The following is a 23,112-nucleotide window of genomic DNA, read 5'->3' as shown; positions in this document are numbered from 1 at the left end:
GTGGCCGACGCTCAGCCGGCGGCCGCCCGGACGTAGGCGACGCAGTCGTCGTGCAGCATGGACCACGGGTCGCCGAACACCTCGTCCGCGGCCTCGTCCGGGGACCGGCGCTGGTGCACCACGGCCCGGAAGAAGTCCAGCACCCGCGGCTCGCCGTAGCGGTCCACGAGGTGCCGCACGGCCAGGTAACCGACCCCGTACGCGCCGCCGACCCGATCGTCGGAGGCGTCGTCGGCCGGCGCCAGGGCGTCCAGCCGGCCGGCCCAGTCGCCACGGACCAGCTTGCGCACCTCGGCCAGCCCTTCGTAGCGGTCCACCGGCTGCCCGTCCGTGCCGGCGTACTCGGCCAGCCCCTCCACCAGCCACCAGTAGGCGTGGTCCGCGTAGCCCTGGTCGGGCAGCGAGGAGGCGTGCGTCAGCTCGTGCCGCAGCAGGTCGTCGACGCCGCCCGGGGCAAGGCTCTGCGCGTTGAGCACCACGTCGTGGCGGTCGCCGCCGACGCCCACCGCGTACCCGGCGGTCCACTTCGGGCGGCCGCCGCCGTACCAGCGCTGCCACTCGGCCCGGCCGGCGTAGTAGACCAGGTAGCGGTCCGGCGGCGGGCCGACCGCGTACCGGTCGGCGACCCGGGCGGCGGCCTCGGCCTGGGCGAGCAGGCCGGGCAGCTTGCCCCGCTGGGCGGGCGTGGTGGCCACCAGCGCCCGCTTCCCGACCGCCACGGCCAGGTCGTCCACCGCCCACGGGCGTACCCCGGTCGGGTCGGTGCGGGACGGCTCCACCGCCAGCAGCCGCGGCTGCTCCCCCACCAGCCGCCACCGGGTGCCCAGCCCCGTCGTGCTCGGCGCGCAGCCCGGCGCCACGAAGCAGTAGCCCACCGTCACCGGCAACCGCCACTCCCCCGGCCGCCCGTCGACCGCCACCGGCACCCCGTCGGCGGCGGGCCGCCACACCGTGACCCGGAGCGCCCGCAACGCCGCGTACCGCTTGGTCAGCGCCGGCCGGGCGGCCGGCTCCGCGACGGCCAGGAAGCCGGTCCGGTCGCCGCCGAGCAGCGCCACGCCCTGCCGGTCGAGCTGCCCGACCATCCGCTCGGCGAGCTGCCGCTCGGCCGCCGTGCCGCGCTGGGCCAGGCTCGCCGCCGGCCGTCCCGCCGCGTCCGGCGCCAGCTCCCGCAGGAGTACGCCGGGCACCGCGCCCGCCACCAGGCCGAGCGCGAGGCCGAGCGCGGTCCACATCGGCCACCGCCGCTTCCGCGACGGCACGACGGGTACGGGCACCTGCGGCACGCCGGCAGCCGGCAGCCCACTCGGAGCCGGCGGAACGGGTGCCGGCCACGCGGTGGGAGCCGGCGTACCCGGAACGGACGCCCGAGCCACGGCGGGAGCCGGCGGCGTGCTCGGTGGTGCCGGGGCGGAAGCGGTCGCGCTCGGCTCCGGGTGGGCCGTCGCGGCGGGGACCGTCTCGGTTCCCTCGCCGCCGGACGGGGACCGGGTGGGGGTCGCCTCGGTCGACGTGGTTGCCGCCGGGGCCGGGGCGGGACCGTCGGCGTCGCCTCCGCCGGCGGCGGTGCTCGTCCCGGCGGTCGGCGCGTCCCGGCGTAGGGAGGGCTCGTTTGTTCCGGGGTCGCCGGACGGAGGCACCTCGGGAGGATCGACAGGGCCTGGCGCGGGCGCTGCCGCACGCGGCTCATTCGGAGGCGCACCCGCCCCGGTCACGACCGAATCCGACTCGGGTGATGCCGCGGCAGGCTCGGGGGCGGCCGGGCGCGGCTCGGGTTGGGCCGGATCCGGCTCGGGCGCGAGGATCCCCGGCTCGGGTGCGTCGCGGCTCGGCTCGGCCGGGCCTGGCGGGGGCGCGATCGGCGGCCCGTCGGAGGCGGCCGGTAGGGGGGTGACCGCTCCGAGCTTCGGAGACCGGTCGTCCGTCGAGGCGCGAGGCGATGTCACCACGTCGGCACGGGGCTGCTGCCCGTCGCCGTTACTCCCGGCTGGTGGCTCGTCGCCGTCGGCTGCCCGGCCGGGAGGCTCCTCGTCGCCGTCGGTCACCGGCGAAGGGTACGACCAATCGGGCGTTCCGGGAAAGAGCCCTTCCCGTAATCCCTGTGGCACAACCCCGCAATCTTGAGACGAAACGCGGGGCGAGGGACGGCGAGCCAGATCTTGGAAGGAAGTGGCCCCCATAGGGGCTTCAAGCTTCCAAGATCCAGCCACGGACCGCGCACCTGGCCGAAGAGGCGGGTCAGATCGGGTCGCCGGCGCGGACGAGGAGGGCCTTGTCCAGGGCCCAGAGCAGCACCAGGACCACGCCGGGCAGGGGGTGGCCGGCCAGGGCCAGCAGGACGCCGCCGACCAGGAAGCACGCGGCCTGGACGCCGAGCTTGGCCGGGGCGGGCAGCGTCACGGCGGCCCGGGGCGAGCAGAACGCGCCCCAGACCACGGCGATTGCCAACGGCGCGCCCAGCCCGGCGAGCAGCCGCACCGGCCAGCCGGCGTCGAGCGTGAAGCCCCAGAAGCCGGCGGCGGTCAGCAGCGCCAACTCCAGCAGGAAGATGAGTCCCCGCAGCGTGCCCCTCATCGGGAACCCCAGCCGCGGTACGCGACGTCGAGCCCGTCGATCATGCGGTCGAACGAGCGGTCGACGTCGCGGGGCAGCCCGAATCCGCCGGCCGCCTCCAGGGTGACGAAGCCGTGCACGGTGGCCCGGAACATCCGGGTGGCGTCGACGGCGGCGTCGCCCTGGACGCCGTACCCGCGCAGGATGGCGAAGATCGCGTCGACCGCGCGTTCGGCGGCGGCCAGGTGCTCGGGGTCGGCGGGGTCGGGCGCCCGCTGGGTGGCCGGGTAGCGGCCGGGGTGCCGGCGGGCGTACGCCCGGTAGGCGGTGGCGACGGCGCGCAACGCGTCGCCGCCGGCCCGGCCCGCGGCGGCGCTGGTCAGCACGTCGGCGATCTCGGCGGTGGCCAGCACGGCGAGCTTCTGGTGCAGGGCGTCGACGCCGCGCACGTGCTTGTAGAGGCTGGGCAGCGCGACGCCGAGCCGGCCGGCGAGCGCGGCCAGGGTCAGCCGGTCGTGGCCGACCTCGTCGGCGAGCACGGCGGCCTCCCGGACCACTGTCGTCGGGGTCAGGCCGGCCCTAGGCACGCGCGGTCACCGTCAGGAACTCGACCAGGTCGGCGGCGGTGGCGTCGGGCTGGTCGGCGTGCGGGTAGTGGCCGGAGTCGGCGATCATGCGCGCCTCGGCGACGGCGAACTGCCGGCGGGCGGCCCGGGCCTCGGCGCCGGGGTCGGAGAAGTCCGGGTCCTTCGTGCCCATCAGCACCAGCACGGGCTGCCGCACCTGGGCGGCCCGTGCGGTCCAGTGCGGGTCGACCGGCGCGACCACGCCGCGCACCGCGTCCATCCGGCCGCGCAGCCTGGCGACCAGTTCCCTGCGGTACGCGGCGTCGTCGGCCGGCCGCCCGCACGGGAACAGCGTGCGGTGGAACTGCCCGAACAGTCGGGGGCTACGCAGCACGACGGCCTGGAGCGCCCGCATCACCGGGTTGGGCTTGGGCTGAGTGGTGAACGGGCTGATCTGCACGATGCCACTGACCAGCTCCGGCGCCTCGGCGGCGGCGAACACCACGGCCGCCCCACTGGACGAGCTGCCCACCAGCGTGGCCGGGCCGCCGCCGAGGTCCCGCACCACGGCGAGCAGGTCGCCGCCGACCTCGGCCGGGGCGTACGTGGGCCAGTGCGGGCTGGAGTCGCCGTGCCCGCGGACGTCGGTCGAGGCGACCCGGTAGCCGGCCGCCACCAGCAGGGGAGTCAGGTGCCGGAAGGCCGCCCGGTTCTCCCCCATGCCGTGCGCGAGCACCACGAGGGGCCCCGAGCCGTGCACCTCGTACGCGATGGTCCCGCCGTCCCGCACCACCTGGCTAACTGTCATAGCCATAAAGCTAATGTCATTAGCCAGGCTCGTCAAGGCTTGACCTCAACCCGACCTGAGGTCGCACGATCTCGGCATGCCGATCTCCCCGGACACCCACGTACGCCTCGCCCGGCCCAGCCGCGACATGGCCGCAGCCGAACGGTTCTGGGCCGACGGCCTCGGCCTGGACGTGCTCTACCGGGGCGCCGCCGACGGCCCGGGCGAGTACGACCTGGTGATGCTCGGCGTACCCGGGGCGGGCTGGCACCTGGAACTGTTCGGCGGCGCGAACCTGACCGTCGACCCGCGCCCCGGCGGGGAGGACCTGTTCGTGCTCTACCTGGACGGGCCGGTCGAGGACGACCAGGTGACGAGACTCGAACGGGCCGGCGGGACCAGGGTCTCCGCCGGCCCGTACTGGGACAGGTGGGGGATCGCGTTCGCCGACCCGGACGGCTACCGCCTCGTGCTCTCCACCCGGGCCTGGTCGAACGACTGACTCACTTCTTCGACAGCACCGCGCGCCCGAAGAACGCCAGGTTGGCCGGGCGCTCGGCCAGCCGGCGCATCAGGTAGCCGTACCACTGGTCGCCGTAGGGGACGTAGGTGCGCACGGTGTAGCCCTCGCCGACCAGGCGCGCCTGCTCCTCCGGGCGGATGCCGTAGAGCATCTGGAACTCGAGCCGGCCCGGGTCGCGGTCGAACCAGCGAGCCCGGTCCTCGCCGATCGCGATCAGGCGCGGGTCGTGGGTGGCCAGCATCGGGTAGCCGTCGCCCGCCATCAGCACGTTCATGCAGCGCACGTACGACTTGTCCACCTCGCGGGCGGACTGGTAGGCCACCGACTCGGGCTCCTTGTAGGCGCCCTTGCACAGGCGCACCCGGGACCCGGCGGCGGACAGCTCGCGGCAGTCCGACTCGGTCCGCCGCAGGTACGCCTGGAGCACCGCCCCGGTCGCCGGGTGGTCCTTGCGCAGCTTGGCCAGGATGTCCAGCGTCGAGTCGGTGGTGGTGTGGTCCTCCATGTCCAGGGTGACAGTGGTGCCGACCGCGTCGGCCGCCGCGCAGATCTGCCGTGCGTTGTCGTACGCGAACTGCTCGTCGAACGCCTGGCCGAGCGCGGACAGCTTGACGCTGACCTCGGCGGGCGGGGTGAGGCCGGCGGCGCCGAGCAGGCGCAGCAGTCTGAGGTATTCGTCCCGGGTGGCGTTCGCCTGCTCACCGGTGGTGGTGTCCTCGCCCAGATAGTCGAGGGTGACCGCTTGGCCGTCGCCGACGAGTGCGCGGGTCGCGCGCAGCGCGTCGTCGGTGCCGGCGCCGGCGACGAACCGGCGGACGACGTCCCGGGTGAACGGGGCCGTCGCGACGAGCCGCTCCACCTGGGATGACCGGGAGGCGGCGAGGATGACGGAACGGAGCATGAGCCGAGCGTAACGCCCGGCCCCGCACCCGCGCCGGGTACCCGAACTGGCGACGATCGGCTACAACGTTCACGTGGAACGACACCCCCGCCGCCGGCTCCGCTCGGCCACCGTCCAGCTCGGCGCGCTCACCGCGCTGGCGCTCGCGCTCTCCGGCTGCAACAACGGCTACGACGACGACGATGACGACTGCGCGCTCGGCCCGGCCGGCGGGGGCGGCGACACGGTCGCGGTGGCCCTGCGGATCCCCGCGCCGGCCACCGCCGCGCGCGGCGACGTCGCCCCGACCACTGCCGCGCTGCCCGAGCGCGGCGGCTTCGGCACCCACCTCGCCTCCTGCGGCGGCTGACGTGCGCCGCGAGGCGAGCACTCCGCGCCCCGACTGGGACGAGACCATCCGGGCCCAGGGCCTGGTGTACGTCGACACCGAGCTGCCCGACGGCGAGATCATGTCGTACTGGGACGAGACGGCGGCGTACTCCTTCACGCTCGACGAGGTGCTCAAGCTGGAGGAGGCGACCGAGGAGCTGCACCGGATGTCGGTGGCCGCCGCCGAGCACGTGGTGGCCCGCCGCCGCCACGCCGAGTTCGGCATCCCGGAGTGGGCCGCCGAGGCGGTCGCCCGCTCGCTGCGGGAGGCCCCGCCGACGCTGTACGGCCGCTTCGACCTCGCCTACGACGGCACCTGGCCGCCGAAGATGCTGGAATACAACGCGGACACCCCGACCGCGCTGGTCGAGGCGAGCATCGTGCAGTGGTACTGGCTGGAGCACACCCGCCCGGACGCGGACCAGTGGAACAGCCTGCACGAGCGGCTGGTCGGCGCGTGGGCCAAGATCGGCGCCGGGCTGCACGAGCCGCGCGCGCACGTGGTCTGGTCGAACGAGGAGGAGTCGGGCGAGGACCAGATCACCGCCGGCTACCTCGCCGAGACGGCCCGCCAGGCCGGGCTGGACGTGACGCTCATGCCGATCCAGCGGATCGGCTGGGACGGGCGGCGCTTCGTCGACGCCGACGACCGGCCGATCACCACCTGCTTCAAGCTCTACCCCTGGGAGTGGATGCTCGCCGAGCCGTACGGGCCGCCGGCGCTCGACCCGGGCACCCCGACCACCTGGATCGAGCCGGCCTGGAAGCTCCTGCTGTCGAACAAGGCGCTGTTGGCCGTGCTCTGGGAGCTGTACCCCGGGCACGACTACCTGCTGCCGGCCTACCTCGACTCGCCGCGCGGGATGACCGAGTACGTGGCCAAGCCGCTGCTCGGCCGCGAGGGCGGCTCGGTACGCATCGTGACCGCGGACACCGAGATCACCAACCCGGGCATCTATGGCGACGAAGGCTTCTGCTTCCAGGAGTTCCGCGCGTTGCCGCAGTTCGAGGGCAACCACACGGTGCTGGGCAGTTGGATCGTGGACGGCGCGTCGGCCGGCGCCGGGGTGCGCGAAAGCGAGAGCCTCATCACAGACGGTTACGCGCGGTTCCTGCCCCACTACATCGACGCGGCACGCCCGGTCTGAGTCGTCTACCGTTGGTGTCGTGAACTTCGACGCGTACGCCCGGACCGGGGTCGAGCTCGTCAACGCCCGGCTGGACGACCTCGACGGCCTGCGGGCCCTCTTCCCGGACGAGAACGCCTGGATGCGCGACGAGGTCGCGGAACGGGACCTGGCGATCTTCCGTCGGGCGCAGAAGCGCCTGCGGGACGTCTTCGAGTACGGCACCTCCGGGCGCGACGCCGACGCGGTGACCGAGCTGAACGCGCTGCTGGAGGCGTTCCCGGTGCAGCCGCGCATCTCCGGGCACGACTCCTCGGACTGGCACATGCACGTGACCAGCCGGGGCGCCTCGGTCTCCGCCGAATACCTGGCCGGCGCCGTCTGGGGCCTCTCCGTCTGGCTCTGCGAGTACGGCAGCGCCCGCTTCGGCGTCTGCGCGGACGAGCGCTGCGGCAACGTCTACCTGGACACCTCGTCGAACTGCTGCCGGCGGTTCTGCTCGGAACGCTGCGCCACCCGCTCGCACGTGGCCGCGCACCGGGCCCGCAAGCGCGCGGCGGTCGGCGAGCAGGCCGTCCCGGCCCAGCCGCTGGCCCCGGTGAGCTGACCTTCGGCTGCCGGCCGGGCTCCGGCCCGGCCGAGCCACCCGGCGCGGCCGGGGCGAGCGCCGGAGCTGTTTCGGCCGGTCAGGCGTCGACCGGGGAGGGCGCGGTCAGGTTCGCCCTGGCGAACTCCAGCGACTCGCGCAGGTCCGCCTCGCGGACCGCGCGGCTCTTCGCGCCCCGGGTGGTCACCTCCACCGCGACCGAGCCGGTGAAGCCGCGCCCGGCCAGCGACCGGAGCAGCTCCGCGCAGGGCTGGCCGCCCCGGCCGGGCACCAGGTGCTCGTCGCGCCCCTCGCCGGTGCCGTCGCCCAGGTGCACGTGCGCCAGCCCGGCGCCCATCCGGTCGGCCATCGCCAGCGCGTCGGTGTGCGAGGCCGCGCAGTGCGACAGGTCCAGCGTGTAGGCGGCGTAGCCGGTGTCGGTCGGGTCGAAGCCCGGCACGTACGGCACGAACTGCCGGCCGGCCATCCGCACCGGGAACATGTTCTCCACCGCGAACCGCAGGCCGCCGAACTGCCCGGCGGTGGCGTCCAGCCCGTCGGCGAACGTGCGCGCGTAGTCCCGCTGCCAGGTGAACGGCGGGTGCACCACCACGGTGGGCGCCTCCAGCGTCTCGGCCAGCTCGGCGGCCCGGCGCAGCCGCTCCCACGGGTCGGGGCTCCACACCCGCTGGGTGACCAGCAGGCAGGGCGCGTGCACCGACAGCACCGGCACGCCGTAGTGCTCGGAGAGCCCGCGCAGCGCGCCCGCGTCCTGGCTCACCGGGTCGGTCCAGACCATCACCTCGACGCCGTCGTACCCGAGTGCCGAGGCGAGCTGGAACGCCGCCGCGGTCCGTTCGGGGAAGACCGAGGACGTGGACAGGAGCACCGGGACGCGGGAAGTCACGCCCCTCAGGGTAGCCGCACCCGCCGGTAAGCATCGGGACGAGCAGCCGCAAAGCGCCCAGAGCGGCCGCGCGAATCACATCGGCGCGAGCTGATCCAACCGGCGCAGGATGACGCCCTCCCGCAGCGCCCAGGGGCAGATGTCCAGGCACTCCACGTCCAGCCGGCGCATCACCGCCTCGGCCACCACCGCGCCCGCGAGGAGCTGGTGCGCCCGCTGCGCGCTGACCCCCTCCAACTCGGGCAGGTGGGTCGGCGGGATGTGCCTGACGAACCCGAGCACCTGCCGCAGCCCGGTGCGGGTCAGGCTGCGCCGGGCCCACAGACCCGCGCCTGAGGGCGCGGCGCCGGCCAGCCGGGCCAGCGTGCGGAACGTCTTCGAGGTGGCCACCGGCCGCTCCCAGCCCACCTCGGTCAACTGTTTGACCACCGGGTCGAGCTGCGCGTCCACGTACTCCCGGAGCGCCTCCACGGCCTCGGCCGACGGCGGCATCAGGCCGGCCGGGTCGACCGCCAGCCGCTCCCGGCTGAGCCGGCCCGCGCCGAGCGGCAGCGAGACCGCGACGTCCGGGTGCTCGTCTATGCCGGCGGCCAACTCCAGCGAACCGCCGCCGATGTCCAGCGCCAGCAGCCGGCCCGCCGACCAGCCGAACCACCGCCGCACCGCGAGGAACGTCATCCGCGCCTCGTCCGCGCCGGAGAGCACCTCCAGGCGTACGCCTGTCTCGTCGCGGACCCGGGCCAGCACCTCGCCCGCGTTGGTGGCGTCGCGGACCGCGCTGGTGGCGAACGCCAGCAGGTCCTCGGCGCCCAGCCCGTCGGCCGCCGCCCGAGCCATGCCGACCGCCTTGACCAGGCCGTCCGCGCCGGGGTCGGTCAACGCCCCGTCCGGGCCGATCTGCTCGGCCAGCCGCAGCACCACCTTCTCCGAGTGCGCCGGCCAGGGATGGGCACCGTGGTGGGCGTCGACCACCAGCAGGTGCACCGTGTTGGAACCGACGTCGAGGACACCCAGTCGCATGGCAAGAACCCTAGGCGCAACACGTTTCGTCGGCTCGCCGGCCGGCCGGGGGGACCGCGCGTACGCTGGTCCGGGTGACAGGGCAGATCGAGCTTCACGTGCTGGTTGACGACCCGGCCGACCCGCGCAGCCGCGAGGTCGGGCTGGACTTTCCGCGGGAGTGGATCGAGTTCGCCGACCCGGCCGACCCGAAGCACGTCGTCCGGGCCGACCTGACCTGGCTGCTCTCCCGCTGGACGTGCATCTTCGGCTCGGGCTGCCACGGCATCGTGAAGGGCCGGGCGGCCGACGGGTGCTGCTCGCACGGCGCGTTCTTCACCGACGCCGACGACGAGAAGCGGGTCCGGGCGGCGGTCAAGCGCCTCACGCCGGAGACCTGGCAGCACTTCCGACGCGGCTTCAAGAACTGGACCGAGAACGACACTGTCGACGGCAAGACGCCGGCCCGGCGCACCGCCACCCGCGACGTGGACGCGCCGTGCGTGTTCCTCAACGACGCCGACTTCCCGGCCGGGGGCGGCTGCGCGCTGCACGCCCAGGCGCTGCGCGACGGGGTGCACCCACTGGAATACAAGCCCGACGTCTGCTGGCAGTTGCCGGTCCGCCGGGACCAGGAGTGGCACACGCGGCCGGACAACACCAAGGTGCTCATCTCCACGCTCGCCGAGTTCGACAGGCGCGGCTGGGGCACCGGCGGTCACGACCTGGACTGGTGGTGCACGTCCTCCACCGACGCGCACGTCGGCGCCGACCCGATGTACGTCTCGTACGGGCCGGAGCTGACCGCGCTGATCGGCGCGCCCGCGTACGCGAAGCTGGCCGAGCTGTGCGCCGCCCGCCAGCGCCAGGGCCAGATCGCCCCCCACCCCGCCAGCGAGTAAGGAAGGGCCCCTTGTTAACGCCTGCGGTAGAGGCGGGGGCCCCGCTTAACGCGTCGGCAGCGCCGCGTCGACGAGGGCACGGGCGGTGCTGCGGGCTGCCTCGGCGATCGCCGGGTCACCGTCGAGCACGCCGCCGGCCAGTCCCCCGTCGAGCAGCAGGGTGAGCTGACGGGCCAGCAGCTCCGGCTCGGCGGCCCCGGCCTGTCGGGCCAGCTCGGTCACCCAGGCCCGCACCGCGTTCTTGTGCGCGACCGTCCGGGCGTGCACCGCGCTGCCGGCGGACGACTCGGCGGCGGTGTTGATGAACGCGCAGCCGTGGTAACCCTCGCGGCGGCACGCGCCGGTGAGCGCGTCGAACATGCCGACGAGCTGATCGCGCGGATCGTCGCCGGCCGCCCGGGCGGCCGCACGCAGCGCGCCGGACCAGGCCAGGTCGACCTTGTCCAGGTACGCCAGGACCAGATCGTCCTTGCGCGGGAAGTGCTTGTAGAGCGTGGCCTTCGCGACGCCCGACTCGGCGATCACCGTGTCCACCCCGACGCCGCGCGGCCCGTACGCGTAGAACAGCCGGAACGCGGTCTCCAGGATGCGGTCCCGGGCGGTGCCGGCGGGGGTGCGGGCCATGGGTTCCTCCCTCGTGGTTCGCCGAAGTCTACAGACAGGTACGTCTCCGTCCCGTTCAGTAGACAGACCTGTCTGTTAGCCTCGGCCGCACGGAGCGGGACGCATCGGCGTCACGCGATTTCCTCAGGACGGACACGACATGCGCATCGCAGTAGTTGGCACCGGCATGGTCGGCCGCACCATCGCCGCCCGCGCGGCCGAACTGGGTCACGACGTGGTCGTCGGCACCCGCGACGTCGCCACCACCCGCGCCGGCGAGTGGGGCGAGTGGGTCGCCGCCCATCCGGGCGTCACCCTGACCGGGTACGCGGACGTCGCCGCCGGGGCGGACCTGGTGGTGAACGCGACAAGCGGCGACGGTTCGCTCCCCGCCCTCGACGCGACAGGCGCGGACAACCTCGCCGGCAAGGTCCTGCTCGACATCGCCAACCCGCTCGACTTCGGCCAGGGCTTCCCGCCCACCCTGTCGGTGCTCAACGACGACTCGCTCGGCGAGCGGATCCAGCGGGCGTTCCCGCGTACCCGGGTGGTGAAGGCGCTCAACACGCTCACCGCCGACCTGATGGCCCACCCCCGGCAACTCGCCGACGGGGACCACAGCGTCTTCGTCTCCGGCGACGACGCCGACGCGAAGAAGGTGGTCACCGAGCTGCTCACCAGCTTCGGCCACACCGACGTGATCGACCTGGGCGACATCACCACGGCCCGGGGCACCGAGATGCTGCTGCCGATCTGGCTGCGCCTCTACGGCCGGCTGGGCACGCCACTGTTCAACGTCAAGGTGGTGCGCTGAAGGCCGGCACCCGTTCTCGGGTGCCGGCCTTCGCGAGTCTTACTTGGTCCAGTGCTGGTTGACGAGGTCGGTGGCCTGCTTCTCCCACTGGGCGTACGCGTCCGGGTACGCGCTCACCTGCACGGTCTGCGCGGCGTCGGTGAGGGGCATGTCCTGCCAGCCGTCGACCTGCTTGAGGCCCTTGAGGAAGGCGAGGGTGGAGTGCTCGGGGTCGGTGATCTGCTCCGGGGTGCCCCAGCCGGAGGAGGGGCGCTGCTGGAACAGGCCCAGCGAGTCGTGGTCGTTGCGGTCGCCGAGGTGGCCGAGGTTCTCCAGCTTCGACTCCTGCAGGGCGGTGGCGATCGAGATGACCGCGGCCCGCTCGGGCAGGCCGGCCTTCTTCGTCGCGGCGATGATCGCCTTGACGTTAGCGGTCTGCTCGCCGTTCAGCGCGATGGTCGACTGCTCACCCTGCACGCTCGCCGTGGCCGTGGCCGGCTTGGCAGCGGCGTGGGCGGGGGTGTCGGCGTGGGCGGCGATCGGACCGGCGAACACACCACCGGTGAAGGCCAGACCAGCAATGCCCAGGATGCTCTTACGCAGGATCGTGTTCATGGTGGGGGCTCCATTCGGGGGTCAACACACCCGCGGGGGCGGGGTGTGGGCACCGTCAGGCGCTCAAAGATCAGGGGGGTTCCGGCTGCTCGCGGTGCGGCGCCGGAAGTGTGTGCAACGACCGGGCGGCCACCGTCATTCCCTCGCGGGGCGGGGCCGTGGAGGTTCGTCTTCCTCGGTCGTTCACCGGGTTACAACGCCCCGCCCCCACCAACGATTCCGCCACCAGGGTGCCACCCACCACCGCCAAACCAGACACCGCGCCCACCCCGGGCAGATACCACGGGCTGCGTCACGCCGGTCCAGGTCGAGTGCCGGTCGTGCTCTGACCGGCCGCCCACCGGTTCGCCCCCGGGCGCCGGTTGCGGCCACCCGTTGGAACGCCTACGGGCGCATCCCGCCCCCGGAGACACCCATAACGCTCCACCCACCAGCGCACCGAGGCGTCACCGGAACACCACGGGTCTATCACGCCCTCCCAGACACCCACCGCGTTCCACCCGGCAGCCTCTTGAAGCGTCACTGGAACACCATGGGTGCCTCAAGCCGTCCGAGACACCCATGACGTTCCACCCACCGACCCATCGAGGCGCGACTGGAACACGATGGGTGCCTCATGCCCTCCCAGACACCCACCGCGTTCCACCGACCGACCCACACAGGCGTTAGTGGAACGCCATGGGTGTCTCAGGCCCTCGCAGGCACCCACCGTGTTCCACCGACCGGCCCAAAGAAGCGTCACCGGAACACCACGTGTGTCTTAGGCCCTCACAGACACCCACCGCGTTCCACCCACCAGCGCACGCAGGCGTCAGTGGAACGCCATGGGTGTCTCGCGCCCTCGCAGGACACACCCATGGCGTTCCACCAGGCGGTGTCGGTGAGGGAGGGCGGGGGCGGGGTAACCCGTCCGCCGACCTCATGATCGACGTGGGCGGGCGGTCACGGCTCGAACTTGTAGCCCAGACCTCGCACCGTGACGATGTAGCGCGGCGCGGACGGCTCCGGCTCGATCTTGGAGCGCAGCCGCTTCACGTGCACGTCGAGCGTCTTGGTGTCGCCCACGTAGTCGGCGCCCCAGACGCGGTCGATGAGCTGGCCCCGGGTGAGCACCCGGCCGGCGTTGCGCAGCAACAGCTCCAGCAGCTCGAACTCCTTGAGCGGAAGCTGGACCCCGGCGCCGTCGACGGTCACCACGTGCCGCTCGATGTCCATCCGTACCGGGCCGGCGGCCAGGGTCGGCGCGCCCGTCTCGTTCGCCTCGCTGGTCTGCCGGCGCAGCACCGCCCGGATCCGGGCGACCAGCTCACGGGGCGAGTACGGCTTCGTCACGTAGTCGTCGGCCCCGATCTCCAGGCCGACCACCTTGTCGATCTCGCTGTCCCGGGCGGTGACCATGATGATCGGGACGTGCGACCGCTGGCGGAGCTGGCGGCACACCTCGGTGCCCGACATCTCCGGCAGCATCAGGTCGAGCAGCACGATGTCGGCGCCGGTGCGGTCGAACTCGGTGAGGGCGGAGGTGCCCGTCGCGGCGACGGAGACCTCGAAGCCCTCCTTGCGGAGCATGTAGGACAGGGCGTCGGAGAACGACTCCTCGTCCTCGACCACCAGTACGCGGCTCAACGGGTGTTTCCTTTCCTGTGGTCAGACCTGCCGGAGCTCGGCCGGGCCGGCCTCGATCCCAGCGGAGGCGAGTGTCGCCTCCAGGTCGTCCGGGGGGCTGGCAGGCAGCCTGAGGGTGAACGTCGACCCACCCCCAAGGGTGCTCGACACGTCCACCCGGCCGCCATGGTTGCTGGCGATGTGTTTGACGATGGCCAGGCCAAGGCCGGTGCCCCCGGTCGCCCGGGAGCGGGCCTGGTCGGCGCGGTAGAAGCGTTCGAAGATCCGGTCGACCTCGTTCGGCGCGATGCCGATCCCCTGGTCGGCCACCGCGATCTCGACGTGCTCCTCGGTGCCCCGCACGGTCACCCGGACCGTGGTGTCCTCGGCCGAGTAGTTGACCGCGTTCTCCACCAGGTTGGCCACCGCGGTGGCGAGCTGGCTGTCGCTCCCGTACGCGGTCAGGCCCCGCTGCCCGCCCACGACGATCTCCACCCGGCGGGCGGTGGCCGCGGTGCGGGTCCGGTCGACCACCTCGGCGAGCACCCAGTCCACCGAGACGGGTTCGGGCGCGGGCTGCGGCTCGGCGCCCTGGAGCCGGGTGAGTTCCAGCAGTTCCTGCACCAGCCGCCCGAGTCGGGTGGACTCGTGCTGGATCCGCTCGGCGAACCGCCGCGCGGCGACCAGGTCCTCGGACAGGTCGGGCGCGCCGTCGCCGGCCGGCTCGGTCGCGTCCACCAGCGCCTCGGCGAGCAGTTGGAGCGCGCCGATCGGGGTCTTCAACTCGTGGCTCACGTTGGCCACGAAGTCCCGGCGTACCCGGGCCAGGCGGTGCGACTCGGTGACGTCGACCGCCTCGATCGAGATGTAGCCGGCACCCAACCCCATGGCGCGCAGGTGCACGCCGAGCGGGTTGTCGCCGGCGCTGTCGCGGCCCCGGGGCAGGTCGAGCTCGATCTCGCGCCGCACGCCCGTGCGACGGACCTGCCCGGCGAGGGTACGGATGAGCGGGTGCGCCGCGATGGCGCCCGGTGTCGCCCCGGCACGGAGCAGGCCCATCGCCCGCGCCGCCGGGTTCACCAGCACCGGCACGTCGTCCGGGTCGAGCACCACCACGCCGGCGCGCAACGAGTCGATCGTCTTGCGGCCGAGCCCGGAGAGGCCCCCCTGTTGGTCGTCCGGAATCGTCGGCCTCCCTGCGTCACGACGGGGGGTCCCGTCGCCCCGTGACGCCCACCGGCGCCGCCACTGCCCCATCGGCCCGGACAGCATCGACCCGGCGACCAGTCCGGTCACCAGCGCCACGGCCACCGCGATGGCCACCGCCCATTCCACTCGGCGATCGTAGGGTCATTGTTAACCCAGGGATCGGTCACAAAGGGACGAACCACCCTCGATTCCGGGAATGTTCACCCGCGGGTCCCGCGTCGTTCATCCGCGTTCACCCTGGTGCCGGCCGCCCGGCCTACCGTAGGGCGCGCACCTGCTCACGCCGTACCCCTCTCGGGCCGCGGCCACCGACCCCAGGAAGTGACGATGCGCGACGAGTTCCGGGCCGACCTGCAGATTGTCAGCCAGTTGCTGGTGGACATGGCCGAGGCGGTGCGCGCGGCCATGCGGCAGGCCACCCGCGGGCTGCTCACCGCCGACCGCGCGGCGGCCGAGACGGTGATCGCGCGCGACGCCGAGATCGACGACCTGTACCGGCACGTGGAGGAGCGGGTCTGCGACCTGCTGGCCCGACAGGCCCCGGTCGCCTCCGACCTGCGGGCCATGATCACCGCCCTGCACGTGGCCGCCGACCTGGAGCGGATGGGCGACCTGGCCGACCACGTGGCGAAGACGGCGCTGCGCCGGCACCCCTCCCCGGCGGTGCCGGCCGAGTTGCGGCCGGTCTTCACCGACATGGCCGGCATCGCCGATCGGATGGCCGAGAAGATCGGCGCGGTGCTGGCCAAGCCCGACGCGGACGTCGCCGCCGAGCTGGACCGGGACGACGACGCGATGGACGACCTGCACAAGAGCCTCTTCGGCGTGCTGCTCGGCGACGACTGGCCGTACGGGGTGGAGACCGCGATCGACGCCACCCTGCTGGGCCGCTTCTACGAGCGCTTCGCCGACCACGCGGTGAACGCCGGCGAGCACGTGGTCTACCTGATCACCGGTTCCTCGTCCGCCTGACCCACCGGGGTGGGTAAGGCGGGGCCCCTTCTTAACAGGGGAGTGTTAAGAAGGGGCCCCGCCTCTACCAGAGGCGTTAAAAGGGGGCCCCGCCTTACATCTCAGCGGCCCTGGTTGGCGACGGCGGCGGCAGCCGCCTTGGCGGCCTCGGGGTCGAGGTAGGTGCCGCCCAGCACCTGCGGGCGCAGGTCGGCGTCCAGGTCGTAGCGCAGCGGGATGCCGGTCGGGATGTTCAGCTTGGCGATCGCCTCGTCGGAGATCTGGTCGAGGTGCTTGACCAGCGCGCGAAGCGAGTTGCCGTGCGCCGCCACCAGCACGGTCCGGCCGGCCAGGATGTCCGGCACGATCGAGTCGTACCAGTAGGGCAGCATCCGCTCGACGACGTCCTTGAGGCACTCGGTGCGGGGCATCAGCTCGGTCGGCAGCAGCGCGTACCGGGGGTCGCCCACCTGCGACCACTCGTCGTTGTCGTCGATCGGCGGCGGCGGCGTGTCGTACGACCGGCGCCAGAGCATGAACTGCTCCTCGCCGTACTCGTCGAGGGTCTGCTTCTTGTTCTTGCCCTGGAGGGCGCCGTAGTGGCGCTCGTTGAGCCGCCAGGACCGGCGCACCGCGATCCAGTGCCGGTCGGCGGCGTTGAGCGCCAGCTCGGCGGTGCGGATCGCCCGGCGCATCACGCTGGTGTGCACCACGTCCGGGAGCAGGTCGTGCTCGCGGAGCAGCTCACCGCCGCGCCGCGCCTCGGTCTCGCCCTTGGCGGTCAGGTCGACGTCGACCCAGCCGGTGAAGAGGTTCTTGGCGTTCCAGTCGCTCTCGCCGTGCCGCAGCAGGACCAGCGTCCCGACGGTGGGTCCTTCGCTCGCAGTCATGCGGATCATCCTGCCGTACCGGCCGGGTGGACACGCGGGGACCTGTGGTGACGACCACCACGTGGAAATGCGGATGACCATGCGTCCGGCCCGGCACTAGGTTGTAAGGCGTCTGAGATTGATCGGTCATTACCGAGCGGGGGGCGTCGGGATGCGGACGGTGCGAGGTTGGTTCCGGGACACGGCCGGCGGGTTGCCGCGCTCCTTCTGGTACCTGTGGACCGGCACGCTGATCAACCGGCTCGGCTCGTTCGTCCTGATCTTCCTCGCCATCTACCTGACCCGGGAACGCGGCTTCTCGGCCGCGCAGGCCGGCCTGGTCATCGGGCTCTGGGGCGTGGGCGGCGCGGTCGGCACCACGGTCGGCGGCATCCTCACCGACCGCTGGGGCCGGCGGCCCACGCTGCTCACCGCGCACCTCGGCGCGGCCACCATGATGGTCGCGCTCGGCCTCGCCCGGCCGCTCTGGGCGGTGGCCGTGGGCGCGCTGCTGCTCGGCACGTTCGCCGAGGCGGCCCGCCCGGCCTTCGGCGCCATGATGATCGACGTGGTGCCGGAGAAGGACCGGCTCCGCGCGTTCTCGCTGAACTACTGGGCGATCAACCTCGGTTTCGCCTGCGCCGCCGTGCTGGCCGGGCTCGCCGCCGAGGCCGGCTACCTGCTGCTCTTCCTGGTGGACGCGGCCACCACCGTGGTCACCGCGCTGATCATCTTCACCCGGGTCCGGGAGACCCTGACCCGGCCGGCCGCGCCGGTCGCCAAGGGCGCGGCGGCGCCGGCCGGCGCGCTGCGCACCATCCTGCGCGACCGGGTCTTCCTCGGCTTCGTGGCGCTCAACCTGTTCGCCGCGCTGGTCTTCCTCCAGCACATCTCGATGCTGCCGATCGCCATGGTCGACTCCGGGCTCAGCCCGGCCACCTACGGCTCGGTGATCGCGCTCAACGGCGTGCTCATCGTGATCGGCCAGCTCTTCGTGCCCCGGCTCATCCGCGGCCGGAGCCGGTCGCACGTGCTGGCGCTCGCCGCGCTGATCATGGGCGTCGGTTTCGGACTCACCGCGTTCGCGGACACGATCTGGCTCTACGGCCTCACCGTGCTGATCTGGACGCTCGGCGAGATGCTCAACTCGCCCTCCAACGCCACCCTGATCGCCGAGTTGTCGCCGGCCGCGCTGCGCGGCCGCTACCAGGGCGTGTTCTCGCTGTCCTGGCAGCTCGCCGGGGCCTCCGCACCGATCCTCGGCGGCCTGCTCCGGGAGCACGGCGGCAACACCGAGCTGTGGCTGGCGTGCGCCGGCATCGGCGCCGTGACGGCGGTGGCGCACCTGGTCTCCGGCCCGGCCCGGGAGCGGCGCGCCACCCAGCTCCGCGCCGCTGGCGTCCCGGCCGCGCCGGTCACCCTGGCCCGAACCCCGGCGCCCGAGGCGGCCGAGGCCGCGGCCACCGCACCCGCCGAGCCGGCCCGGACCGGTTCCTGAGTACGCCGACCGGCTGGGTACGGTACCGGGGGCGGATCGGTAAGGAAACCTTCCTGGAGGACGGGTGCGCGGCCTGCGGCGCTGGTGGGACGACACGGCCGGCGGCATGCCGCGCACCTTCTGGTACCTCTGGTCCGGTCTGCTGATCAACCGGGCCGGCGCGTTCGCGCTGCTGTTCCTGTCGCTCTACCTGACCTCCGCCCGGGGCGCCTCACCGTCGCTGGCCGGACTCGTCGTCGGCGCGTACGGGATCGGCGGCGCCGGCGGCACGCTGCTCGGCGGGGTGCTGGCCGACCGGTGGGGCCGGCGTTCGACCCTGCTCGCCGCCCACCTCGCCGCCGCCGGGCTGATGGCGGCGCTGGCGTTCAGCCGGCACCTCGCGGCGATCGCCGTGCTGGCCGCGCTGGTCGGGGTGGCGCACTCGATGCCCGGCCCGGCGTTCGTGGCGGCCATCGTGGACGTGGTGCCGGAGACCCGCCGTTCCCGCGCGTTCAACCTCCAGTTCTGGGCGTTCAACCTCGGCATGGCGGTCGCCTCGCTGCTGGCCGGGGTGCTCGCCGAGGCGAGCTTCCTGGCGCTGTTCCTGGTCGACGCCGGGGCCACCCTGGCCGCGGCGCTGGTCATCGCGCTCAAGGTGCCGGAGACGCTCGACCGCCGGGCGGTGACGCCACGCGCGGTGCTGGGCCGGCGGCCCGGGCTGCACACCGCGCTGACCGACCGCACCTTCCTCGCCTTCGTCGGGCTGACCTTCCTGCTCGCGGTGCTGACCATGCAGACGTCCACGATCATGCCGCTGGCGATGCGCGAGGACGGCCTGCGTCCGACCGCGTACGGGCTGGTGGTGGCGCTCGGCGGGGCGCTGATCGTGGCCGGGCAACTCTTCGTGCCCCGGCTGATCGAGCCGTACCGGCGCTCGACCGTGCTGGCCGTGTCCACCGGGCTGATGGCGCTGGGCTTCGGCACGCTCACCGTCGCCGACGGGTTGCCGCTCTACCTCGGCGCGGCGGTGGTCTGGACGGTCGGGCAGATGCTCGCCGCGCCACCGAACGCGCAGATCAACGCGGATCTCGCCCCGCCCGAACTGCGGGCCCGCTACCAGTCGGTGTTCTACCTGACGTTCCCGGCGGCGTCGTTCGTGGCGCCGGCGCTGGGCGGGCTCAGCCTGGAGCGCCTCGGCGAGCGGCACTGGCTGGTGGTCGGCGCGCTGGGCCTGTGCGCCGCGGCCGGGCACCTGCTCGCCGGCGGCCCTCGGGAACGCCGGATCGCCGCGCTGCGGGCCGACGACCGGCAGCCGGCCGAGATCCGGCGGTGAGAACGGCAGAGCGCCCACCTCGACCCCCGTCGAGATGGGCGCTCGTACCGTACGCCCGGCGGCGGCGGGCGACACTCACCCCCGTAAGCGTCGCCCGCTCGCGCCGCCGGTTCCACGGGCGGCACCGTCCCCCAACGGTGTGCTCCACCCGATCCTCGCATCTCGCTTGCGCGGATCTGATCGATCCGCCGCTCCCCCGAACGTAAACAAGCGTGACGCGGTGCAATAAAGTTAGTTCGCCCGGATTCCGGATTCAACCCAGATCGCTGTCTTGCCCGTCACAGCCGTCGTGTCGGGAATCCGGCTGCCCCTGCTGTGGTCTCCGCCGTGGCCAACGTCGGGTTCCCGTCGACCATTCCCGTAAACCTCAGCCGTCCTCGCGATTCGGGTTCTCGGTCCGGAAGAAGTTGCTCTGCCGGCCGTCGCGCAACTGCTCCTGGTAGATCAGGTTGAGCCGCCGCGAGTCGAACGTGCGGAACCAGTCGTCCCAGGTGACCTCCCGGATCCGGCTGCTCTCCCGGTAACCCGGCATGTTGAAGGTCAGCACCCCGGGCCGGTCGCCCCGCTCGGTGCCGGCGATGGTGGCCGGCTTCGCGCCCCGGGCCCGGGCCCAGCGCTGGATCACCTCGTGGTTGCGGGTCACCAGGCTGCGGCCGGGCCGCTCCGGGCGGTCCGCGAGCGACGTGATGAGCTGCGAGGACCCGATCGACCGGCTGGACGCCCGCCCCCGGGTCGGCGTGGCCTTCGCGCGCGCCGACGCCGACTTCCGCGCCGCCGTCGCCCGGGACGACGTGACCTTCGCCCGCGAGGGCGCGGCCGTCGCGCGAGCCGGGGCGGCCTTCGCCCGGGACGGCGCGGCCTTCGCCCTGGTCGACGTGGCCTTGGCGCGAGCCGGAGCCGCCTTCGCGCGGGCGGGCGCCGCCTTGCGCGTACCCGTCGCCTTGGCCCTGGCGCCGGTGGCGCGCGCGGCCGGCGCGGACTTGGCCGGGCTCCGCCGCGCCGCCGTGGTCTTCTTCGCGGCGGACCCGCGGCTGGCCGACGGCCGGCCGGCCGGGCCGGTGCTGCGCCGCGCGGCGCCGCCACGGCCCTCCGCGCGCATCGTGCGCGCGAGCGTCCTCACCAGTTCCGGCTTGCGCAGCGCGGAGATCCCGGAGACCCCGCGCCGGCGCAGTTGGCCCCGGATGTCGTCGACAGTCATCCGGGAGATCTGGGACTCCGACACCGTCGGGGTGTTCGGGGTCCGGTTACCGGTTTGCCGCTTCGTCCGGGTCGCAGTCGTGCCGCGACCTGAGCTGTTGCGCTGAGCCATGGGACACGCTCCTCGACAGTCCGTCCTCGGCCCGCGGTGGGTCCCAGTGCTCCGCACCGCGCGGTGCGGCATACCCGTCAGGCGGGCTCCGAACCTCCGGCGGTCGAGCCGGCCGGCGCCGAGGGCTCGAAGAGGTGCGCGAACGCGGCCAGGTTGGCCGTCGACTCGCCCCGCTTCACCCGCCACTCCCACTCCCGGCGGATGGCGGTGCCGAAGCCGATCTCCAACATGCTGTCGAACGACTCGTCGGCGTAGGTCAGCACCGAGCCGAACAGCCGGTCCAGCTCGTCGGCGTCGAGCCCGGCCAGGTTGACCCGGCCGGTCAGGTAGACGTCGCCGGCCGCGTCGATGGAGAACGAGACGCCGTACATCCTGGCGTTGCGCTGCAACAGCCAGGCCCACAGCTCCTCGCGACGCTCGTCGGGCTGGCGCATCACGAACGCCTCGATTCGCAACGCGTGCTCGCCGACGATCAGGTTGCAGATCGTCTTGAGCTTGTGCGTGCCCGGCAGGGTCACCGCGTACGACGCCTCGCCGGTGGACTCCCACTCCAGCTCGCGCTCCGCGCAGACGGCCTCGATCAGCGCGGTGACCTCACTCGTGCGGCTCATCGCACCCACTCTACGGTCGCCCGCCGCCGACCGCCGGGCGGCGGCGCGTCACCAGGAACAGGCGAGCGCCGGGTCGCCGAGCCGGCCGGCCAGCTTCGCCCGGTGCTCGGTGATCGCGTCGCCGTAGACGGCGAGCAGCCCGGAGACCGTGCGGTGCCAGGAGAAGTCGCGGGCGTGCCGCTCGGCCCCGACCGCGAGCGCCGCCCGGCGCATCCGCTCGGGCAGCAGGCCCGCCAGCGCCCGCGCCCAGTCGACCGGGTCGTGCCCGTCGATGAGCATGCCGCTGATCCCGTCGCGTACGGCGGTGACCAGCCCGCCCACGGCGGCGGCGAGCACCGGCGTGCCGCAGGCCTGCGCCTCCAGCGCGACCAACCCGAACGACTCGTTGTGCGAGGGCACCGCCACCAGGTCGGCGGCGCGGTAGAGGGCGGGCAGGTCATCCCCGGTCTGCGGGGGCAGGAACCGGACCCGGTCGGCCACGCCGAGCGAGCGGGCCAGCTCGATCAGCGCGCTGGGCCGGTCCAGCCCGCTGCCGCTCGGGCCGCCGCAGATCACCACGGTCAGCTCGTCGGCCAGCGCCGGATCCCGTTCGCGCAGCGCGGCGACCGCCCGGACCAGCACGTCCGGCGCCTTGAGCGGCTGGATCCGGCCGACGAACGCGACCACGTAGCCGTGCGCCGGCAGGCCGAGGCGGCGGCGGGCGGCGCGGGTCGCGGACTCCCGGTCACCGGGAGCGGGGCGGAACCGGTCCAGGTCCACGCCGGGCTCCACCACGGCCACCCGGCCGGGGTCGGCGGCGTACCTGTCGAGCAGGTCGCGGGCCTCCACCCGGGTGTTCGCGACCAGCCGGTCGGCCTCGGCGACCACCTGCTCCTCACCGATCACCCGGGCCTTCGGCTCGGGCCGGTCCCCGGCGGCGAGCCGGGCGTTCTTCACCTTGGCCAGGGTGTGCGCGGTGTGCACCAGCGGCACGCCCCAGCGCTCCTTGGCCAGCCAGCCGACCTGGCCGGAGAGCCAGTAGTGCGAGTGGATCAGGTCGTAGTGGCCGGGCGGGCGGGCCGCCTCGGCACGCAGCACCCCGGCGGTGAAGGCGCAGAGCTGACCGGGCAGCTCCTCCTTCGTCAGCCCCTCCAACGGCCCGGCGGTGACGTGCCGGACGGTGACGCCGGGCGCCATCTCGACCACCGGGGGCAGGTCACCGGAGGTGGCCCGGGTGAAGATCTCCACCTCGACGTCGGCCTCGGCCAGCCGTCGGGCGACCTCCAGGATGTAGACGTTCATGCCGCCCGCGTCGCCGGTGCCGGGCTGGTGCAGCGGCGAGGTGTGCACCGAGAGGGTGGCGATGCGGCGGGGCCGAGGCCATGGCAGGGCACCTCGCTGACGACCGACACCGGTGTGCAATTCCGCCACGTCCGCTCCCTCTGTCACGGTTGATGCCGTCCCGCACGACCGGCGCCTCTCGGGTCAACCCGTACGCCGGATGTCATCTTCCCCATCGGGGTTCGGAAATGCCTGCG

Annotated in this window: 24 protein-coding genes; 9 read left to right on the top strand and 15 right to left on the bottom strand. The window is 73.5% G+C overall.

All coding sequences use genetic code 11. The features are described 5' to 3' along the window. Positions 1-11: 11 nt before the first annotated feature. From ACIA5A_RS00560 to ACIA5A_RS00545, 4 genes are all read right to left on the bottom strand, one after another. Positions 12-1,277 (bottom strand): hypothetical protein, encoded by a 1,266-nt coding sequence (locus tag ACIA5A_RS00560; RefSeq protein ID WP_396755025.1) that lies wholly within the window; start codon positions 1,275-1,277, stop codon positions 12-14. Positions 1,278-2,238: 961 nt separating this feature from the next. Next, positions 2,239-2,574, bottom strand: coding sequence for a YrdB family protein (locus ACIA5A_RS00555; RefSeq protein WP_396755023.1), 336 nt, complete (start codon positions 2,572-2,574; stop codon positions 2,239-2,241). Further along, positions 2,571-3,140: a TetR/AcrR family transcriptional regulator gene (locus ACIA5A_RS00550; RefSeq protein ID WP_396755021.1), complete on the bottom strand. Its 570-nt coding sequence runs from the start codon at positions 3,138-3,140 to the stop codon at positions 2,571-2,573. The genes ACIA5A_RS00555 and ACIA5A_RS00550 overlap by 4 nt, the downstream gene beginning before the upstream one ends. Continuing rightward, entirely contained in the window at positions 3,133-3,927 is a 795-nt protein-coding gene (locus tag ACIA5A_RS00545; RefSeq protein WP_396755019.1) for an alpha/beta fold hydrolase, read from the bottom strand. Before ACIA5A_RS00545 ends, ACIA5A_RS00550 begins: the two co-directional genes overlap by 8 nt. A 76-nt stretch (positions 3,928-4,003) precedes the next feature. Between ACIA5A_RS00545 and ACIA5A_RS00540 the strand changes: the two genes are divergently transcribed. Next, complete coding sequence (locus ACIA5A_RS00540; protein WP_396755017.1) at positions 4,004-4,408, top strand: VOC family protein; 405 nt, start codon at positions 4,004-4,006, stop codon at positions 4,406-4,408. A 1-nt stretch (position 4,409) separates the two neighbouring features. Here the strand turns inward: ACIA5A_RS00540 and ACIA5A_RS00535 are convergent, their stop codons facing one another. Then, positions 4,410-5,330: a proline dehydrogenase family protein gene (locus ACIA5A_RS00535; RefSeq protein WP_396755015.1), complete on the bottom strand. Its 921-nt coding sequence runs from the start codon at positions 5,328-5,330 to the stop codon at positions 4,410-4,412. Between the two features lie 73 nt (positions 5,331-5,403). Between ACIA5A_RS00535 and ACIA5A_RS00530 the strand changes: the two genes are divergently transcribed. The 3 genes from ACIA5A_RS00530 to ACIA5A_RS00520 are packed head-to-tail and all read left to right on the top strand — an operon-like array spanning position 5,404 to position 7,433. Next, on the top strand, positions 5,404-5,679 hold the full coding sequence (locus ACIA5A_RS00530) for a hypothetical protein (RefSeq protein WP_396755013.1): 276 nt from the start codon (positions 5,404-5,406) through the stop codon (positions 5,677-5,679). A 1-nt stretch (position 5,680) separates the two neighbouring features. Continuing rightward, the gene (locus ACIA5A_RS00525) at positions 5,681-6,847 is read left to right on the top strand and encodes a glutathionylspermidine synthase family protein (protein WP_396755011.1); all 1,167 of its coding nucleotides are present in this window, start codon (positions 5,681-5,683) and stop codon (positions 6,845-6,847) included. Between the two features lie 19 nt (positions 6,848-6,866). Further along, on the top strand, positions 6,867-7,433 hold the full coding sequence (locus ACIA5A_RS00520; RefSeq protein WP_181570539.1) for a CGNR zinc finger domain-containing protein: 567 nt from the start codon (positions 6,867-6,869) through the stop codon (positions 7,431-7,433). A gap of 79 nt (positions 7,434-7,512) precedes the next feature. Here the strand turns inward: ACIA5A_RS00520 and ACIA5A_RS00515 are convergent, their stop codons facing one another. Then, entirely contained in the window at positions 7,513-8,319 is an 807-nt protein-coding gene (locus tag ACIA5A_RS00515) for a sugar phosphate isomerase/epimerase family protein (protein WP_396755009.1), read from the bottom strand. 75 nt (positions 8,320-8,394) lie between these two features. After that, entirely contained in the window at positions 8,395-9,339 is a 945-nt protein-coding gene (locus tag ACIA5A_RS00510) for a Ppx/GppA phosphatase family protein (protein WP_396755007.1), read from the bottom strand. Between the two features lie 74 nt (positions 9,340-9,413). Here ACIA5A_RS00510 and ACIA5A_RS00505 point away from each other — a divergent pair, with 74 nt between their 5' ends. Then, positions 9,414-10,220, top strand: coding sequence for a hypothetical protein (locus tag ACIA5A_RS00505; RefSeq protein WP_396755005.1), 807 nt, complete (start codon positions 9,414-9,416; stop codon positions 10,218-10,220). Between the two features lie 45 nt (positions 10,221-10,265). Here ACIA5A_RS00505 and ACIA5A_RS00500 read toward each other — a convergent pair whose 3' ends face one another. Beyond that, positions 10,266-10,844, bottom strand: a complete 579-nt coding sequence (locus ACIA5A_RS00500) for a TetR/AcrR family transcriptional regulator (protein ID WP_396755003.1) — start codon at positions 10,842-10,844, stop codon at positions 10,266-10,268. Between the two features lie 139 nt (positions 10,845-10,983). Between ACIA5A_RS00500 and ACIA5A_RS00495 the strand changes: the two genes are divergently transcribed. Next, on the top strand, positions 10,984-11,637 hold the full coding sequence (locus tag ACIA5A_RS00495) for an NADPH-dependent F420 reductase (protein WP_396755001.1): 654 nt from the start codon (positions 10,984-10,986) through the stop codon (positions 11,635-11,637). Positions 11,638-11,676: 39 nt separating this feature from the next. On the opposite strand, the gene ACIA5A_RS00490 is transcribed toward ACIA5A_RS00495, so the two are convergent. From ACIA5A_RS00490 to ACIA5A_RS00480, 3 genes are all read right to left on the bottom strand, one after another. Next, on the bottom strand, positions 11,677-12,231 hold the full coding sequence (locus ACIA5A_RS00490) for a hypothetical protein (RefSeq protein WP_396754999.1): 555 nt from the start codon (positions 12,229-12,231) through the stop codon (positions 11,677-11,679). A 942-nt stretch (positions 12,232-13,173) separates the two neighbouring features. Continuing rightward, positions 13,174-13,857, bottom strand: a complete 684-nt coding sequence (locus ACIA5A_RS00485) for a response regulator transcription factor (RefSeq protein WP_091069660.1) — start codon at positions 13,855-13,857, stop codon at positions 13,174-13,176. A gap of 21 nt (positions 13,858-13,878) precedes the next feature. Next, positions 13,879-15,093, bottom strand: coding sequence for a sensor histidine kinase (locus ACIA5A_RS00480; RefSeq protein WP_396755815.1), 1,215 nt, complete (start codon positions 15,091-15,093; stop codon positions 13,879-13,881). A 279-nt stretch (positions 15,094-15,372) separates the two neighbouring features. On the opposite strand from ACIA5A_RS00480, the gene phoU reads away from it, so the two are divergent. Continuing rightward, positions 15,373-16,017 (top strand): phosphate signaling complex protein PhoU, encoded by a 645-nt coding sequence (phoU, locus tag ACIA5A_RS00475; RefSeq protein ID WP_278109264.1) that lies wholly within the window; start codon positions 15,373-15,375, stop codon positions 16,015-16,017. A gap of 101 nt (positions 16,018-16,118) precedes the next feature. Here the strand turns inward: phoU and ACIA5A_RS00470 are convergent, their stop codons facing one another. Further along, on the bottom strand, positions 16,119-16,886 hold the full coding sequence (locus tag ACIA5A_RS00470; RefSeq protein ID WP_181570547.1) for a phosphoglyceromutase: 768 nt from the start codon (positions 16,884-16,886) through the stop codon (positions 16,119-16,121). Between the two features lie 151 nt (positions 16,887-17,037). On the opposite strand from ACIA5A_RS00470, the gene ACIA5A_RS00465 reads away from it, so the two are divergent. Both ACIA5A_RS00465 and ACIA5A_RS00460 read left to right on the top strand, forming a co-directional pair. Next, complete coding sequence (locus tag ACIA5A_RS00465) at positions 17,038-18,363, top strand: MDR family MFS transporter (protein ID WP_396754996.1); 1,326 nt, start codon at positions 17,038-17,040, stop codon at positions 18,361-18,363. Between the two features lie 64 nt (positions 18,364-18,427). Continuing rightward, on the top strand, positions 18,428-19,675 hold the full coding sequence (locus tag ACIA5A_RS00460; RefSeq protein WP_396754994.1) for an MFS transporter: 1,248 nt from the start codon (positions 18,428-18,430) through the stop codon (positions 19,673-19,675). A gap of 367 nt (positions 19,676-20,042) precedes the next feature. On the opposite strand, the gene ACIA5A_RS00455 is transcribed toward ACIA5A_RS00460, so the two are convergent. The 3 genes from ACIA5A_RS00455 to mshA form a co-directional block, all read right to left on the bottom strand. After that, entirely contained in the window at positions 20,043-20,897 is an 855-nt protein-coding gene (locus tag ACIA5A_RS00455; protein WP_396754992.1) for a hypothetical protein, read from the bottom strand. Between the two features lie 164 nt (positions 20,898-21,061). Then, positions 21,062-21,595: a YbjN domain-containing protein gene (locus ACIA5A_RS00450; RefSeq protein WP_396754990.1), complete on the bottom strand. Its 534-nt coding sequence runs from the start codon at positions 21,593-21,595 to the stop codon at positions 21,062-21,064. A 48-nt stretch (positions 21,596-21,643) separates the two neighbouring features. Beyond that, positions 21,644-23,005, bottom strand: a complete 1,362-nt coding sequence (gene mshA / locus ACIA5A_RS00445; RefSeq protein ID WP_396754988.1) for a D-inositol-3-phosphate glycosyltransferase — start codon at positions 23,003-23,005, stop codon at positions 21,644-21,646. Positions 23,006-23,112: the final 107 nt, after the last annotated feature.

Origin of the sequence: Micromonospora sp. NPDC051300 (assembly GCF_044455315.1) — a bacterium.
Taxonomy (GTDB): domain Bacteria; phylum Actinomycetota; class Actinomycetes; order Mycobacteriales; family Micromonosporaceae; genus Micromonospora; species Micromonospora robiginosa.
This window is presented reverse-complemented; position numbering and strand designations above follow the sequence as displayed.

Excerpts from the sequence above, each read along its gene's own strand:
- ACIA5A_RS00555 (WP_396755023.1), bottom strand. The coding sequence starts at position 2,574 with ATGAGGGGCACGCTGCGGGGACTCATCTTCCTGCTGGAGTTGGCGCTG.
- ACIA5A_RS00545 (WP_396755019.1), bottom strand. The coding sequence starts at position 3,927 with ATGACAGTTAGCCAGGTGGTGCGGGACGGCGGGACCATCGCGTACGAG.
- ACIA5A_RS00540 (WP_396755017.1), top strand. The coding sequence starts at position 4,004 with ATGCCGATCTCCCCGGACACCCACGTACGCCTCGCCCGGCCCAGCCGC.
- ACIA5A_RS00535 (WP_396755015.1), bottom strand. The coding sequence starts at position 5,330 with ATGCTCCGTTCCGTCATCCTCGCCGCCTCCCGGTCATCCCAGGTGGAG.
- ACIA5A_RS00510 (WP_396755007.1), bottom strand. The coding sequence starts at position 9,339 with ATGCGACTGGGTGTCCTCGACGTCGGTTCCAACACGGTGCACCTGCTG.
- ACIA5A_RS00500 (WP_396755003.1), bottom strand. The coding sequence starts at position 10,844 with ATGGCCCGCACCCCCGCCGGCACCGCCCGGGACCGCATCCTGGAGACC.
- ACIA5A_RS00495 (WP_396755001.1), top strand. The coding sequence starts at position 10,984 with ATGCGCATCGCAGTAGTTGGCACCGGCATGGTCGGCCGCACCATCGCC.
- ACIA5A_RS00490 (WP_396754999.1), bottom strand. The coding sequence starts at position 12,231 with ATGAACACGATCCTGCGTAAGAGCATCCTGGGCATTGCTGGTCTGGCC.
- ACIA5A_RS00480 (WP_396755815.1), bottom strand. The coding sequence starts at position 15,093 with ATGGGGCAGTGGCGGCGCCGGTGGGCGTCACGGGGCGACGGGACCCCC.
- phoU (WP_278109264.1), top strand. The coding sequence starts at position 15,373 with ATGCGCGACGAGTTCCGGGCCGACCTGCAGATTGTCAGCCAGTTGCTG.
- ACIA5A_RS00470 (WP_181570547.1), bottom strand. The coding sequence starts at position 16,886 with ATGACTGCGAGCGAAGGACCCACCGTCGGGACGCTGGTCCTGCTGCGG.
- ACIA5A_RS00465 (WP_396754996.1), top strand. The coding sequence starts at position 17,038 with ATGCGGACGGTGCGAGGTTGGTTCCGGGACACGGCCGGCGGGTTGCCG.
- ACIA5A_RS00450 (WP_396754990.1), bottom strand. The coding sequence starts at position 21,595 with ATGAGCCGCACGAGTGAGGTCACCGCGCTGATCGAGGCCGTCTGCGCG.